Here is a 15904-nt window from a genome sequence, read left to right on the forward strand (position 1 = left end):
GTGCCGATGATCATAGAAATCAGCGCAGCTGGCATTTTGCGAGAATTCTCCTATTACATGGTGCCCAGCAAGCTAGCAACTCGCTGTTCTCAATTAGAATGCGTATCATGCGTATTTTTTTATCGACGATCTACCAGCTAGCTGCTGATCAGGGAAACAAGCCATGTCAACATGCCAGGAATCTGCCTCAAGAGTCGAAGGCACGTTGCTTGTCGTCCCCAACAAGACGGCGTTGCCAGAGCGATGCATTCGAACGAATAAGCATCTCAGGTCCAAACAATGCCGGGTTAGAGACATCCCCTTTTACTCCAGACGCTTCAAACTATTGCTGTGTATTGCCCCTGGGTTGGTTCTATTCGCTCCGTGGCTTTCTCAAAATCACTGCATGATAAAAGTCGGCTACTCCTCGCAAGTCAGTCGAAGGTACATCCTCAGAAAGCTATTGTGCTCGTTCTTGATAGCAAGCTCTTTGCTAGTTCCACCTATTGTTATGACTTATGCCGATCCTGCCAACGCAATAGTTGGCGTCCTCTATTTTCCACTGGCCTTTTATGGTGGGTTTTTTGGGTTGGCGTTCTTTTGCAACCCCCTGAAAGTCGTTGCCTTCAAGAATCAAATGTACTGGATAGCAGGTTGTTCATCAGAGTATTTGGCGAGTCTGCAGGCAATGGAGCCAGCAATGCCTAAGAACTAAGGCCATCGGCTGTAGGCTTGATGTTCCGGGCCCATCAAGTCTGCTCCCTAAACTTTGGTCACTTCTGAGCCGCAATCAAGAACGCCGGCCGCAAGGAATCAAACCGCAAACGCTCCAGCTGTTCGCCTGCTCGGGCGACGTTGACCATGAGCACATCGAAGCGAGAGGCTTTGTCGGCGAGGGCGGCTCGCATTTCTAGCAGGCCGTCGACACTTACCACGTTAGCCACGAGATGGCCGTGGGTCTGTAATCGCTCAAAAGCTAACTCGGAGAGCTTTGCGATTTCGCGACCGCTACCTTCCAGGAACACAGCGGTGGGGTCGGGTAGATCGGCCCAGCAGTCGGGGGCTCGGCCCACGACAGGCGTGACGTTGGAGACGCTGAATCGCTCCGCATTCTCGCGGATCAGGTCGGCATCTTCGGCATCTTGCTCGATTGCATAGACATGGCCACCCACAGCCAGTTGGGCCGCTTCCACACTGACTGAGCCGCAACCTGCTCCCACGTCCCAGAGAATACTTCTTGAGCCGAGGCTCAACTTGGCAAGGGCAATGGCACGTACTTCGGAGGTCGTGAGCAGGCCATGCTTGGGTTTCGACTGGACGAACATGTCGTCCGGGTTACCGAACAGGCTGCGTAGAGCTGATATGCGGGGGCGATCAGGGGTTTCCTCACTGCGTACTAGGATCATGACGTTCAGCGGGCCGAACTCTTGAGCAGCGATTTCGCCCAGCGTGCCGCGGGTGACAAGCTCGTTCTTCGCGCCCAGGTTCTCGCAGACGTAGACGGTGAAGTAATCGATGCGTTTCGCTAGTAAGGCTTCAGCGACTGCTGCAGGACCGCACTCTGGGGTTGTGAACAGGCCCACCTTCTCAGCAGCACCGATTCGATCAACGACGGATGCCAGCTCGTGATTTGCGAGATTCGTGAGGTACGCCTCGTCCCAGCTCTCCTTCACCCGGGCGAACGCCAATTGCATGCTGCTCACATGCGGGAGGATTTCGCAACGATCGCGTCCCAGTCGCTCACACAGGAAGCGGGCTAAACCGTAAAAGAGTGGGTCGCCGGAGACCAACACCGCTACGGGGCCATCTGCCGCGGACTCGATAGACTCGGCCGTCTCCTCGATGTCGGCGCTCATCGTGATTCGGCTGTTCGGCGTTTCGCCCACGAGCGACAGAACGCGCTCGCTTCCCACGAGGGTTTCCGCTTCTTGGACCAAACGGCGTACAGACTCACTTGCCGCGGCGAGGCCATCGTCGCCAATGCCGATGATCGAGATCGTGGATTGATTACTGCTCATAGTGGAATTGTCGTTCCGTATTTAAGATTACTGCCGAGGACTGTCCTCGGCAGTAATTCTAACTGGAAACGTACGAATCCACTACAGCCTTCGCGGCGAGCAGGCTTAACGGTTAACGTAACTGCGCACTTCTACGCCACGTAGCACATTAAGGTGTGATGAACGAGCTTCAAATGCCCTGAGGCTGGCAAGGCAGGGCCAGTGGCGCCTGGGTGAACATCCTCAGGGGCTGCCGCCGAAGTGTCCAACAGCTGCTGCCAGGGGAGCTTGCGGAGGTGCTCAGGAATCGTGAATCGCTGCGAGTCTTGCCCAGAGTGCATCAAGATCATGACGTTCTTGGCTTCTGGGTCGTCGAGGCCATGCGTGCCGTAGACGCAAATGAGGCTGCGCGATTGCGAGTTCCAATCCACGGGCTTGCCGGTTGGGCCGTACCACGTGACATCGGGTAGCACTTCATTTTCGGTAGGCTGACCTGTCAGGAACGTTTGCCGGCGCACCGAGGGCTGATTGATGCGAAACGCAATGATCGCTTGTGTGAAGCGAAGCATCTCCGCATTACGCTCTACAAGCTTCCAATCGAACCAACTGATGGCATTGTCTTGGCAATACGCATTGTTATTGCCGCGTTGCGTTCGCAGGATCTCGTCGCCCGAGACAAGCATCGGCGTGCCCTGGCTGAGCAGTAGGGTTGCCATCATGTTTTTCGCCTGACGACGCCGCAGTTCGACGATGAACTTACGGCGCGTGGGACCCTCCACGCCGTAGTTGGCGCTGTAGTTATTATTGTCCCCATCGCGATTGTCTTCGCCGTTGGCCTGGTTGTGCTTCCGCTCGTAACTTACCAAGTCGTTCAGTGTGTAACCGTCGTGCGAAGTTACAAAATTAATGCTGTGGTACGGCTTTCGAGTACCGTTCTGGTAGAGATCGCTGGAGCCGGAGACTCGCGTTGCGATTGGGCCCAGTCGTCCCGCTTCCCCTCGCCAGTAGCGGCGGATGTCATCACGATAATGACCGTTCCACTCTGCCCAGCGCAGATCGGAAAACGAACCGACTTGGAACGCACCAGCCGCGTCCCACGCTTCGGCGATCACTTTCGTGTCGGCCAGCATGGGATCTTCGGCAATCAGTTCTACCATCGGCGGATTGGGTACCAGCTCGCCATGCCTGTTGCGACTGAGGATCGAAGCGAGATCAAACCGAAACCCGTCGATGTGATAATTGTAAACCCAATGCCGTAGGCAGTGGAAAATCATTTCGCGGCAAATCGGGTGATTGCCGTTCACTGTGTTGCCACAGCCGGAGTAGTTCTTGTAGGTGCCATCATCGTTGAGCATGTAATAGACTTGGTTCTCCAAGCCTTTGAAACTGAACGTGGGGCCCAGGTGGTTGCCCTCGGAAGTGTGATTGAACACCACATCGAGAATTACCTCGATGCCGGCAGCGTGCAGTGCCCGGACCATTTCCTTGAACTGTCGGACTTGGTCTCCCGCTTTTGTGCCATGCTGGTAGCCGCGATGTGGCGAGAAAAACGCCAGCGAATCGTAACCCCAGTAATTACCGCGATCTTGCTTTTCGCCATTGGTGGCATTGATCGGAAATTCGTGGATCGGCATCAGTTCTACTGCCGTAACGCCCAACGACTTCAAGTAGGGAATCTTCTCAATGACGCCGAGATAGGTCCCCGGATGATCGGTCTCACTAGCCGATCCGCGCGTGAAGCCACGCACGTGCATTTCGTAGATGATGGTCTCAGAAAGCGGTCGACGTAGGTGGCGGTCGCCTTGCCAGTCGAAGGTGTCGTCTACGACCACGCACTTAGGTGGTCGGACGATGCCATCATCGGAGGGCTGAAACCGGCCTGCCAAAGCACGAGCGTAGGGGTCGATCAGTCTCGCCTGAGGATTAAAGCGATGGCCTTTCTCTGGTAAATACGGTCCGTCCGCTTGGTAGTGATAGAGCTGGCCCGCCTTGAGATCTGGAACGTAGATACTCCAGATGTCGCCCCAGCGATCGGTCGCCGGGTCGAATTTGATCACCTTGTACGGATCGCGGTCGCTGTGACGCTTGTACAGCAGCACGCTCATCGCTGTGGCACTGCGACTATATACGGCAAACTGCACGCCGTTCTCTTGCAGGATCGCCCCATAGGGAAGCGGATACTGGAACTGCATAAACGGCTGCTTCGAGGCCATGGCCGGAGACTCGGGTTCGATATCAGAGGTGGACGGGGCAGGCAAGGCGAAGTCTGCGGGCTTGAAGTCTGTAACAGAGTTTAGGTTAGTCAGCGCGGAGGGCAACCATTGGGAAAGCATCGGGGCAAATCTCGATCAGGGCAAGGAGAAGGAGCTATCTACACGACGTAACCATCTAACGATGGAGCTGGTGCAGACGTAGACGAACGTCTAGTGTCTTTCGGCCTAACAGAGATCGATTCTTCGGCGATTTCCCCATTGCTAGCAGAGCTTCACCGAAAGGCGCAAACAGGTTAGCCGGATCGCTGAGTACAGTGAATACCAATGCTTTAGTCCCGAGGTCGTGAGCATTAGCCCAGGTTTCGCCAACCGGAACCAGCTGCCCCGGGGACCCAATCCCAGTCTTCTCGATCCCTAGCATTGGCACAATTGGTAGCAAAGGGAAGGGTCGCTGCCTCAAGTGTCTGCTAACCACCGCGTTGACACTATATTCTCGCCACCCGTACAATCTGGCTTCCTAGGCCCTCCTATTGGGCTCTCTCACGCGGTTCGGAAGCTACATGGCCAAACTTACTTATAAGGACTCAGGCGTCGATCTCGACACTTATGAGCAGTCGATGGCTCGCCTTCCGAAGCACCTCAAGCGGACGCACTGCCCACGAGTGCTGCCCTGTGAGGGTGGGTTTGCTGGGCTGTTCCAGCTCGATTTCGCTGGTGGGCTCTTTCGCCGGAATTATGAGGATCCCGTGCTGGTTTCCTGCACCGACGGCGTCGGCACGAAGCTGGCAGTCGCGAAGCTGGCTGATCGGCACGATACGGTGGGCGTAGACCTCGTGGCCATGTGCGTGAACGATGCCCTCTGCTGCGGGGCTGAGCCACTGTTTTTCCTCGACTACATTGCCATGGATCGCGACGATCCCGAGCGTCTGGAACAAATTGTGCGCGGCATCAGCCAAGGGTGTGCCGAGAGCGACGCCGCGCTTGTAGGTGGCGAAACGGCCATCATGCCCGATTTGTATCGCGAAGGCGACTACGATCTGGCCGGCTTCTGCGTAGGCATCGTGGAACGCGCGAGACTAATCGACGGAAAAGCAATCGCACCGGGCGATGTGGCCCTCGGCGTGGCTTCGAGCGGGTTGCATTCCAACGGTTTTAGTTTGGTCCGCAAAATTGTATTTGATCACGCAGGCCTATCGATCGACGATCATGTTGATGAGCTGGGCATGACGGTTGCCGAGGCACTGCTCACGCCAACACAGTTGTATGTACGATCAATGCGCGACGTCATTGAGCACTACAAAGTGAAGAACGTCTTGCACGGCGTGGCCCACATCACCGGCGGCGGACTGCATGAGAATCTCGCCCGCATCCTGCCGGCTGGCGTTGATGTTGAGATCCAGCGCAATAGTTGGGATGTGCCACCGATCTTCTCTTGGCTACAAGGTCTTGGCGATGTAGAAGATGCCGAAATGGCCCGCGTATTCAACATGGGGCTTGGCATGGTACTCATAGTAAGCGAGTATTATGCGGAAAGCGTCCAGAAGCAACTCGCCGAACACAATCTTGCGAGCTGGAATATCGGTAGGGTGCTCGAGGGCAACGGCGAGGTGCGTTGGAGCAGTTAGGAAAGCTCCACGATCTCTACTAGGATCCCAGCTAGCCCGCGAGCTACGCCTCGCGCGGGATAGTTGCTATCGGGTAACAGGATAGCGCTTCGAGACTTGCGCCCCATCGCTGCCGGCTTTCGAAGGTCCGGCCTGATCCAAGGCATCCAGTACGTCCTGTTGCGAGAGTAGGTCAGGCAACACTATCGGCTGAGGATTCTCAGGTGGGTAAACGACTAGGAAGGGGATGCTGTTGCTGTTCAGTTCCTCCAGGGCAGCTTTGATAGTGTCGTTCTTGTCTGTCCAGTCTGCAAGCAGCGTCACGACCTCATTCTCGTTTACTTTGTTCAGAACGTCTTTGCGATTGATCGCCACTTTGGAATTCACCTGGCACGTCGGGCACCAGTTGGCTGTGAAATCAACCAGAACGGTTTTCCCTTGGGCTCGGGCTTCAGCTAAGACTTTTGGCGAGTACGGTTGCCAAGGCAATTCGTACTCGCTAGGTCCAATCAATCTAAACGCGAGGAAGCCTATCAAGGCGGCGGTACTCAATCCGCCGATCCAGGACGTCTGACGCTGACCAGGCGAAGCGGTTAACGGTGTGCGGCCAATCCACCAGCAAGCAAACCAAATCCCCATGCACATCGTGAGTGTGGCGATGAAGTACTTTGCGTTGATCGTAGAGAACATGTACACAACCGTCCCCAGCAGAACGAACCCCATGAGGTTCTTAAAGGTATCCATCCAGGCGCCTGGCTTGGGGATCCAGCTAATCAATGATGGGAACAGACCGATCAATATATATGGAAGCGCCATACCTACGCCTACCGACGCAAAAATCAGAAAGATGGTTGCCGTCGATTGGCTCAAAGTAAAAGTGAAGACCGGTCCTAAGAAGGGACCACTGCAAGGAGTCGCCAAGAGGGTCGTAAAAACGCCCATGCAAAAGGCTCCGCCAGGGCCCTCTTTGGCGGAGAGCTCGGTCGCCTTACTGGAAGTCGCAAACCCAGGGATCGGTAGTTCCCAAATGCCTAGAAAGCTTAGCGCCATGGCAAATACAAAGCCGGTCATTCCGACTTTGAACCAAGTGAGAGTAAATAGTTGGCCCCATTTGAGATTATCTTCGCCAATGCCAAGTTCACCGAAGCCGAGACTCAACAAGACTGTGCCTAGCCCCGTTTGGACGAGTGTCGCCAGGACTGCAAGCAAGAGGAAGACCGATAGTAAACCGGCTGCGTAAGCCAAGTTCAAACCCAGGATGTGACTGCGGTTTTCGCCACCTTGCTTGGCAAAGGACATTAGTTTGAGGCCAATGACCGGGAGCACGCACGGCATTAAGTTCAAGATCAGCCCGCCGAGCAAAGCGTAACCCAGAATTCTCGGCAACGACGTTTCAGATCCTGCAGCAGTCTCAGCGGTAGGCGATTCCCCGAGACCCGTTGTGGGCACAGGTTCGACCTCGCCAATCTGCGCAGTAAAAGTTTCCGTCGTGGGCATCAAGCATTGTTGCTCCTTACAGGCCTGATACTCGACTGTGCCGCGAATCGATACCGTCGCGGGATCGACCCCAGGTGCCCACTCGATGGGCGCATACCAAATGACACGGCCGAAGTGTTCACGCAGCGCGAGGTCGTTCCAAATCTCTTTGTCGTAATGCACTTTCGGTGGGGTGAGTGCCTGCATTGGTTGTGTCAGGCGAAAAGCGTTGCTCGAATCGATTTCAATCTTCGTGCGGTTCGGCCCACCATCCGTTTGGTCGATCGCATAGATGTGGTAGTCGGGGTTGATCGTGGCAATGATCTGCAACATGGCAGGCTGGTCGGCCGTTGCCTGAGAGAACGTTGCCTCGAAAGTAACTGGGTTTGCAGGCTCTGGAGCTGATCCGAAGTCACTGAACCCGAGATCGTCAGAGCCGAAGCTACCGAAATCGGGGGCAGCAGGCTGGGCAAACGCCAGCGGGGCGATTGTACTGCACAGCACTACAGCACATAGGCAGAGAATTGGAGGGCTGAAAGCTTGGGGCAGTCTGGTCGAAATGGCACGCATGGCGAATCCTGGGCGGATTTTTCTTAAGGGCAGGTTCATTTACAATGAATGGCAAAGCTGGTAGCCAGCGAGGGTAGGGTTTCTTAGGCGGGCTCGATTGTAGAGATTTTCAGCGCTCGGGCCAACATCGCTACGGTACTCTCAGGTTGCCTCTTTCCGCTATTATTATTCGGTTTGCCTCCTATTAGGCTCTGTGCGAAAGGATACTGAGCATTGATTCGCACGCGGATTTCACCCCGCTGGCAAGACACCTGCACGTCCTCGCTCGATCATTGCTTCCAAACGAGTGGTCAAAAAACAGAGCCTTTCCTGGACAGCCGAAGGAGCGAGATGGGAAATCTCCTCATCTGAAACCAGCAGCCAGTGGAGCCAGCGATTGGCCGCCACAGCAACTCCGCCAGCATCAAAAGCTGCCATTGTCGCCAGTTCAGATGGTGAAATCCTGCGAATCAGGGTGTATGCCGTAAGCCCAGCAGTCCATTTCTCATGGTCATCCAGGGTGGTGCTGCCCAGCAACCGAGCCACATCCGTCATGGGGCTGTCCACGCGAACTGCTCCAAAGTCGATGAGGCCTGTAACTTCGTTTCCGGTGAACAGCAGGTGCTCTCGGTGCACATCGCCAAGAATCCATCGCAGCGGGAGAGGCATTTGGACCACTTTGGCAACTTCCTCTTGTATTATCGGCAAGCAGCTGCGAAGAGCTGCGAACATGCGTTGGCAACGTTCGGCATACAGCGAGTCCGAGGTAACGATCAACTCGGCCATTCTTGCTTGATAAATGTCTTGCGAGAGTCCCTTGAGCGTGGAGTCGCGAACCTGGATACCTCGAGAACCCCCCGAACTCACTTCCGGACTTGTGCGAAGTGAATCGGCAAGAATGTGAACGGTTGCCAATGTTTCAAGTGCGGTCTTGGTTTGCTCTCCTTGCAAGTCTTTTACGGGAAGTGCCGCGCCAGGCAGCCATGTGAGTAACTCCCAGGCATGTCCATTCTCGAAGATATGTGTCTCTCCCCGTAGGGTCCGCATCACGCGGGGCGTGAACTGGCACTGTTGCGATTGCAAATGGTCGAGGAATCCGTGGATCTCAGCGAGACGTTCAGCAGGAGGTCGATCGGGCAGTTGACGCAGGCAATACGATTGCTCTTGGTAGTCGATTTTCCAGAGGCGCGCGCCACTTAGTCCGCCATGACTACCCAGCTCCTGCACGGATCTTCCCCTGGAGGGAGGCAGCCACTGGGCAATGACTTTTTCGAGATGCAACTCGGGAACGAGAATCATCAGTTCAAGTTTCAAAGCGATGGTAGGTAGCTAGTTTGGCTCTTAGCATTCTACGGGACCGGCAGGCTGGAAGTTCCAACGTAATTGGCCATTTTCGATAGGGATTAAACAGGCGGAAACCGGAGGGAACCGAGCGAAGTGGGGTATTCCCCTAGGTACTCAGTTCTCTCTGTTTCCGCTTGTCCAAGACACTTCACACTGTGTGGCACCAAACTTATCCTGTAAGCTGTGAGCTAATAAATAGGCGATTCCTCCATGAAACTCATCATCGCAATACTTCAGCCACCCAAGCTAGAGGCGGTGCAGCAGGCATTGCAGCAGATTGGGGTGCTGCGTATGACCGTCTCTGACGCGATGGGCTACGCGCGTCAACGGGGCCAGGGTGAGCTCTATCGCGGCTCGGAGTACAAGTCCAACCTGCTTCGTAAAATTGCTTTAGAGATTGCCGTGAACGACGACTTTGTTCAGAGTACTATCGAATGCCTTGAAAAAGTCGCTCGGTCTAGTGGCGAAGGAGCAATCGGCGACGGTAAAGTTTTTGTACTGCCCATGGACGCGGTCTACCAAATTAGCGATGGCCGAGACGGGCCCGGGGCAGTTTAAACATGGAAGACGTTATGCCACTAGTGATTCTCCTGAGCGGCGACCTGATGTCTTCTTCCCGCCTCGAGGGAGCCGTACGCAAGCAGAGTGCCAGGTTGGCCGTTGCATCGTCTCCCGAGCGAGCCTTAGAACTGGCTGCCGACGAGCAGGCACGGCTCGTGCTGATCGATCTTACGCTCGGTGGGCTCGATCTTGCTGTGTGGCTACCCAATTTGCGCGAGCAGTGCGGCGAGCGTGTGGCGGCTCTCGCCTATGGCCCGCATGTTCACGAAGCCAATCTGCAGGCGGCTCGCCAAGCAGGCTGCGATGGGGTGGTGAGTCGCGGGGGGCTGGATCGCAAAGTCGATGAACTGTTGGCGGGATTCTTGGCGTGATCGCTCAAGTTTCTCATTCAGTGCTTACTTTCGCCGGATCATCGAGTGTGACTTGATCCATCTCTGCTGCGTCGATCTCGCGCCGCAGCAGCAAGTAGATCGCTACCGCCGTTGGGAATAGGAAGGCCATTGGGAACGACTTGGCGATGCCCATGAACGATCGTTCCCAGAAAAGTCGCACTTCATTGAACCATGAACCACTTCCAGCTTCCACCAGCAGCCACTGCTCGAGGACCTGCTCACCTCCGCTGAGGCCTAGCAAATGGTAGCAAGATTCTGAACCAAAGTTCAAGATCGCAAAAAGCAACCATTGTGCGAGAATGCCAAGGATGGTCGCGAATGCAATATAAAAAAGCAGGTGCAACGGGCGCTGGAAAACGTACGAGTAAGATCGGCTCACCGCGTCGAACGCATCGCTGCGTTCCACAGCTACTGTGGACCACATGAGTGGCCAGCCCAGTAGCAGACCGATGGCCGCGATCGCGAAGCCGAGACCCATCAGCAGCGGTACAATCATGAGCAGCCCTGTCAGCGCGGCACCGAGTTCCAACCGCGTGATCAGGCCGATCAGCACTAATGGTAACGCCATGACCACGAGGCCAACGAACGTAACTGCCGGCGCACCGAATGTCGAAGTCCAGTGAGATGCCGCAGCTCTTAAGGCTGCGAAAGGCCCAAGAGTTTCTTCGCGCGTAAGATACAAGGCGGCAATCCGGGCAATTGCTCCGCCGAAGAGGCTCCAGGTGACCATCGTCCAGAGGCCTAACACGCTATAGCCGAGAGCCAAATTAAGAGTCGTTGCTTCGCCGAGACGTAGCAGGGGGCGTATCGCCCATTGCCAGCCCTGGATGAGTGGTCCGAGGTTCTTTGTCGAGAGAAAGTCTTCATTTCCTGGCATGGGGGCGTCGCTTAACTCCCCCATGAACCATCCGTTGGTGCCCAAGAAGAGGTATTCAAGCAGTCGCCAGCCTGCTTGGGTCAGGAGCACACCGACCAGTGCCAGCAGTAGCACCCGAACCATCAGCGCCACGCGGGTCGCACGGGCAAGAATCAACCAAGGGCACAGTTCGTTCCAGCGAATGGTGTGCAGCGTGCCGGAAGAGAGGTTCATATCTCGGCATCCTTGGCCGAGGCGATCTGTTCGGGCGTATCCCACGGGGCATCCGGCTTTTCATCTGCCTCGGGGTCGGGGATATGAGGCAGGCCGTAGTCTTCGCCCAACCAACGCCCCAGATCAATTGTCTGGCACCGCGCACTGCAAAACGGCATATGCTTTTCGCTGTGCGGCTCGAACAGTTTTTCGCAGGTGGGGCACTTCATCGAGTCTAGTTTTCAGTGAGCAGTTTTTGAATCGTTACCACGCTCCTGCGTGGGAACGCAAACTTTGGCCGCTCTGCGGCCTTTTATCTTAGAACAGATTTACATTCTTGCTTGCGGTTTCGCCGCGGAGCGGCTAGATCTCCCGTTCCCACGCAGGAGCGTGGGAACGAGGTTCAATGGAGCTGCGGAATCAACTCGCTACTCAGTCTTTTTTGGCTTGCTCTTGGAGTCTTTCTTGTCCGACTTCTTGGCGTCGCCGCTCGCTTTCTCATTGGACTTCTTTTCTTTCTCCGCACCCTTTTTGTAGGACTCGCTACGATAGTCGGTTTCATAGAATCCTGAACCCTTGAAGACCACGGCGGCACCGGTGCCAAACAATCGACGGAGCTTGAGCTTCTTGCACTCGGGGCATTTGCGCTTATGCGCATCGTTGATCGATTGGAATAGCTCGAACTCGTGGCCGCAGGCGTCGCATTCATAATCGTATGTAGGCATGGCGTTATTCTATCCGAGAACAAGCATTCGTTAAGAGCCGCAACGGGGAGTTATTTACAGTGTCGCTGATCCAGAGCTGCGTTTACTGTTCGGGAGGACCCGAGGAGACAATCACCTGTGAGGCTCGCACCACGCGGTCGTGCATGCGATAGCCACACTGGGTGACCATCATGACGTGATTTGCCTCGACATCTTCTGACGGCTGCTGCAGGATCGCCTCGTGGAATTGAGGGTCGAAGGGCTGGCCAAGGGCGTCAATCGGTTCGCACTGATGTTGCGCAAGCACCCCGAGTAGCTGCTGACGTACGAGACGAAAGCCTTCCAGCAGGGGTGTTGCTTCGCCGCTCTTGTCGGCTGCTTCGATGGCCCGGTCCACATTGTCGACGACTGGCAGCAGGTCGCGGGCGAGCGAGAGCGACGCGTACTTTCGCTCTTCAATAAGTTCACGGGCACCGCGGCTGCGGGTGTTTTCCAGCTCAGCTGTGAGACGCAGCATACGATCCTTGAGGTCGGCAACCTCGTCCACGACGGCGTCGGCTTGTTCGACGGCGGCATCGATTTGGCCCGCAATGGCGTCAGAATCAGGCGATTGGTCTGCTTCTCCAACGGGAGCGTCATCTTCAGCAGGTGGTTTCATGGGCATGGTAGTGACCTCAATAAGTAGTTAGCCGCCGAGCTTGCTCGACGCGCGGTTGCAAGAGTTGTCTTCGCGCCGACCAAGGTCGGCGGCTAACGGTGCGTATTTGGATTTGATGAATTTGCGAACGATGTCGAATATTCAAACAGCATCATCGATCGCCGTTTCGTGAATAAAGTACTGTTTCATCTTGTCGAGAAAACTCTTACGTTTTGGAGCCACCTGGGTGTGTTCCAACTCGGCAAGTTCCCGTAGCATGATTTCCTGTTCGTCGGACACTTTGGTCGGCACGTCGATTAATACTTGTACGTGGAGGTCGCCACGGCCAGAAACACGTGGGTCGCGCATGCCTTCGCCGCGCAGGGTGAATACGTCAGCGTGTTGCGTACCAGGCGGAATCGTGACTTCATCGCGGCCATCCAGCGTGGGTACTTCCAACTGGCAGCCGAGCACCGCCTGCGGGTAAGTGATCGGCACGCGGCAAATCAAATGCTGGCCTTCGCGATCAAATAACTCATGTTCTTCGACCGTGACCACGCAGTAGCAATCGCCGGGGGGGCCACCGCTGGCACTCGGTTCGCCTTCGGCGGTGATGCGGATCTGCATATCGGTGTCGATACCGGCCGGGATGTCGACATCCGCTTCCACGTTCTTCAGCAGCGTGGCTTTGCCTTTGCAAACACCACAAGGCTTGGTGATCGTCTTTCCTGCTCCGTGGCACGAGGGGCAAGTGGTTTGCATGCGGACAATGCCCGCCTGTTGAATCACCTGACCATGCCCGCCGCAGTAGGAGCAAGTTTCCACCGCTTTCGGATCAGCCGCGCCGGTGCCTTCGCACTTCTGGCAGGGCTCTTGCCGTTGGAATTCAACGGTCTTGCAAACGCCCTCAGCAGCTTCGTGCAGGGTGAGCGTCACATCGCAGCGAACGTCGCGGCCCTTGCGAACGCGCCGTCGGCTTCCACCACCTCGACCCCCGCCACGCCCCCCAAAGATGTCGCCGAAGACATCGCCAAATGCACTGAATATGTCTTCAACGTCGGAAAAGCCGCTACCTGCATGGCCTTGGCCGTTGACTCCGGCATGGCCGAATTGATCGTAGCGGGAACGCTTGTTCGGGTCGTTGAGCACTTCGAACGCTTCGCTACATTCTTTGAACGCGGCGATCGCTTCTTCGTCACCCGGGTTCTTGTCTGGGTGGTACTTTACAGCGAGTTTTCGATACGAGACCGCAATCTCGCTGCTAGAGGCTGTGCGCGACACGCCGAGCGTTTCGTAGTAGCAGCGTTGGGTTGCCATGATGGTAGTAGCTCAGCCTTCCAGGCTGAGTCGAGTGAGTTGGAGCAGATTCTAATCTTATCAAGCGTTGTACTGGCCTTAACCCGAAGCGTAAGTGAGGAAGAGCTGCCGTAAACAGTTCTCTCTCGCTTACGCTTCGGGTTAAGATTGCTTTACCAATCTGAAAACGTTCTAGTAGTTTCAACCATTACGAGTCGGCTAGGCAAGTTCAAGACACCAAGTGCCAAGAATTCGGGCTGGAAACCCCTTTGATCGTCCTAACAAACGGTATACAAACCGGGCCACTTGTCTCTCAACGAAGTGGCCCGGATATCTAATCTTAAATACTCAAGGACTAGCGAATGCTGCCGACGACGGCTCGCTTGTCTTGGTCATTCGCGTCGAAGTTTGTTACCAAAGCCTCGGTCGTGAGGATCAACCCGGCGATGCTCGCAGCGTTGGTCAGCGCGGTCTTCACGACTTTTGCAGGGTCGATGACGCCTGCCTTGAACATGTCGACGTACTCGCCATTATTCGCGTCGTAACCAATCGAAGCGCCTTTCTGACTGACTTCGTCGGCAACCACGCTGCCATCGAGGCCGCAGTTATCGGCGATTTGTTTCATCGGGGCATCCAGCACTTTCGCTACAATGTCTACGCCGATTTTCTCTTCGCCCTTGGCACCGCTGCGAGCTGCCTGGACGGCTTCCTTGCAACGGAGCAAAGCCACGCCGCCACCAGGGAGAACGCCTTCTTCGACGGCTGCACGAGTGGCGTGCAGGGCGTCTTCAACGCGAGCTTTCTTTTGCTTCATTTCGGCTTCGCTATTCGCACCCACTGAAACGATTGCAACACCGCCAGTAAGCTTAGCCAGACGTTCTTGCAGCTTCTCGCGGTCGTAGTCGCTGGTGGTATTCTCAATGCCGGTGCGAATTTGGTCGATTCGCTTCTTCACATCAGCGTTCGAGCCAGCGCCTTGTACGATCGTCGTGGCATCTTTGCTCACGCTGATCTTCTTGGCTTGGCCCAGGTGCTCGGTGGTAACCTTATCGAGCTTGAGCCCTAAGTCTTCGCTGATGAGCGTGCCACCGGTGAGCGTGGCGATATCGCCCAGCATCGCCTTACGGCGATCGCCAAATCCGGGGGCCTTTACCGCACAAATGTTGAGAACACCGCGGAGCTTGTTCACTACCAAGGCGGCGAGCGCTTCGCCTTCGACATCCTCAGCAATAATTAGCAGCGGCTTGCCGGTGCCGGAGACTTGCTCCAAGAGGGGCAGCAAGTCACGCAGATTACCAACCTTCTTTTCGTGTAGCAGGATGAAGGCATCCTCAAGGACGCACTCCATGCTGGCGGTTTCGTTAATGAAGTACGGCGAGAGGTAACCTTTGTCGAACTGCATACCTTCGACGAATTCGAGGGAAGTGTCGGTCGATTTGCCTTCTTCGACCGTGATGACACCATCCTTGCCGACCTTCTCCATCGCGTCAGCGAGCAGGTCGCCAATCACTCGGTCGTTATTGGCACTGATGGCACCAACCTGGGCGATTTGCTCTTTGCTACTGACCTTCTTGCTCATCTCGTCGAGCTTTTCGACAGCCGCGTCTACTGCACGTCGGATACCGCGCTGCACGGCAGTAGGGTTGCTACCGGCAACAATATTACGAGCACCTTCACGCAGGATCGCACGGGCCAGTACGGTGGCGGTGGTGGTGCCATCGCCAGCAAGACTCGAGGTTTTGTCGGCCACTTCGTGAACGAGCTTGGCGCCCATGTTCTCGAACGGGTCTTCCAATTCGACTTCCTTACTAACGGTCACGCCATCTTTGGTGACGGTCGGGCCGCCGAACGACTTGTTGATGATCACGTTACGGCCGGTGGGGCCCATCGTGACGGCTACTGCGTCGGCTAGTTTATCGACGCCTTTGAGCAGCTTGGTGCGAGCCGCGTCGTCGAACATAAGTTGCTTAGCCACGGGATTCTCCGGGGTAGAGTTTGTTTACGTTGGGATATTGTTATGAGGGTTGAGCGAGGCTCGATTTGGTAGCTGGGCTTTAGGCAATTGGCTTTTTTTGCTGCTAGC

General features: G+C 55.7%; 13 protein-coding genes. 3 read left to right on the plus strand and 10 right to left on the minus strand.

Annotated features, from left to right (window positions below; all coding sequences use genetic code 11):
* Positions 1-752 precede the first annotated feature (752 nt).
* Positions 753-1997, minus strand: coding sequence for a precorrin-6y C5,15-methyltransferase (decarboxylating) subunit CbiE (gene cbiE, locus HG15A2_RS10475; protein ID WP_145060191.1), 1245 nt, complete (start codon positions 1995-1997; stop codon positions 753-755).
* Positions 1998-2128: 131 nt separating this feature from the next.
* A complete protein-coding gene (gene glgX, locus HG15A2_RS10480; protein ID WP_145064008.1) occupies positions 2129-4189 on the minus strand; it encodes a glycogen debranching protein GlgX in 2061 nt (686 codons plus the stop codon).
* Positions 4190-4749: 560 nt separating this feature from the next.
* On the opposite strand from glgX, the gene purM reads away from it, so the two are divergent.
* Complete coding sequence (purM, locus tag HG15A2_RS10485; protein WP_145060192.1) at positions 4750-5814, plus strand: phosphoribosylformylglycinamidine cyclo-ligase; 1065 nt, start codon at positions 4750-4752, stop codon at positions 5812-5814.
* A gap of 66 nt (positions 5815-5880) precedes the next feature.
* On the opposite strand, the gene HG15A2_RS10490 is transcribed toward purM, so the two are convergent.
* Together HG15A2_RS10490 and HG15A2_RS10495 are read right to left on the minus strand one after the other, a co-directional pair.
* Entirely contained in the window at positions 5881-7839 is a 1959-nt protein-coding gene (locus HG15A2_RS10490; protein WP_218932475.1) for a protein-disulfide reductase DsbD family protein, read from the minus strand.
* A gap of 231 nt (positions 7840-8070) precedes the next feature.
* The gene (locus HG15A2_RS10495; RefSeq protein WP_218932476.1) at positions 8071-9117 is read right to left on the minus strand and encodes a phosphotransferase enzyme family protein; all 1047 of its coding nucleotides are present in this window, start codon (positions 9115-9117) and stop codon (positions 8071-8073) included.
* 255 nt (positions 9118-9372) lie between these two features.
* Between HG15A2_RS10495 and HG15A2_RS10500 the strand changes: the two genes are divergently transcribed.
* On the plus strand, positions 9373-9720 hold the full coding sequence (locus HG15A2_RS10500; RefSeq protein ID WP_145060196.1) for a P-II family nitrogen regulator: 348 nt from the start codon (positions 9373-9375) through the stop codon (positions 9718-9720).
* Positions 9721-9722: 2 nt separating this feature from the next.
* Positions 9723-10094 carry a response regulator gene (locus tag HG15A2_RS10505; protein WP_218932477.1) on the plus strand — a complete coding sequence of 124 codons (372 nt, stop codon included), beginning with the start codon at positions 9723-9725 and terminating at the stop codon, positions 10092-10094.
* 13 nt (positions 10095-10107) lie between these two features.
* On the opposite strand, the gene HG15A2_RS10510 is transcribed toward HG15A2_RS10505, so the two are convergent.
* From HG15A2_RS10510 to groL, 6 genes are all read right to left on the minus strand, one after another.
* Positions 10108-11205 (minus strand): hypothetical protein, encoded by a 1098-nt coding sequence (locus HG15A2_RS10510; RefSeq protein ID WP_145060197.1) that lies wholly within the window; start codon positions 11203-11205, stop codon positions 10108-10110.
* The gene (locus HG15A2_RS10515) at positions 11202-11414 is read right to left on the minus strand and encodes a DNA gyrase inhibitor YacG (protein WP_145060198.1); all 213 of its coding nucleotides are present in this window, start codon (positions 11412-11414) and stop codon (positions 11202-11204) included. Before HG15A2_RS10515 ends, HG15A2_RS10510 begins: the two co-directional genes overlap by 4 nt.
* A 198-nt stretch (positions 11415-11612) precedes the next feature.
* On the minus strand, positions 11613-11909 hold the full coding sequence (locus tag HG15A2_RS10520) for an FmdB family zinc ribbon protein (protein ID WP_145060199.1): 297 nt from the start codon (positions 11907-11909) through the stop codon (positions 11613-11615).
* An 82-nt stretch (positions 11910-11991) separates the two neighbouring features.
* Complete coding sequence (gene grpE / locus HG15A2_RS10525; protein WP_145060201.1) at positions 11992-12552, minus strand: nucleotide exchange factor GrpE; 561 nt, start codon at positions 12550-12552, stop codon at positions 11992-11994.
* Between the two features lie 135 nt (positions 12553-12687).
* Positions 12688-13842 (minus strand): molecular chaperone DnaJ, encoded by a 1155-nt coding sequence (gene dnaJ / locus HG15A2_RS10530; RefSeq protein WP_145060202.1) that lies wholly within the window; start codon positions 13840-13842, stop codon positions 12688-12690.
* A gap of 334 nt (positions 13843-14176) precedes the next feature.
* Complete coding sequence (groL, locus tag HG15A2_RS10535; RefSeq protein WP_145060204.1) at positions 14177-15796, minus strand: chaperonin GroEL; 1620 nt, start codon at positions 15794-15796, stop codon at positions 14177-14179.
* Positions 15797-15904: the final 108 nt, after the last annotated feature.

It is taken from the genome of Adhaeretor mobilis (assembly GCF_007741515.1).
GTDB classification, from domain to species: domain Bacteria; phylum Planctomycetota; class Planctomycetia; order Pirellulales; family Lacipirellulaceae; genus Adhaeretor; species Adhaeretor mobilis.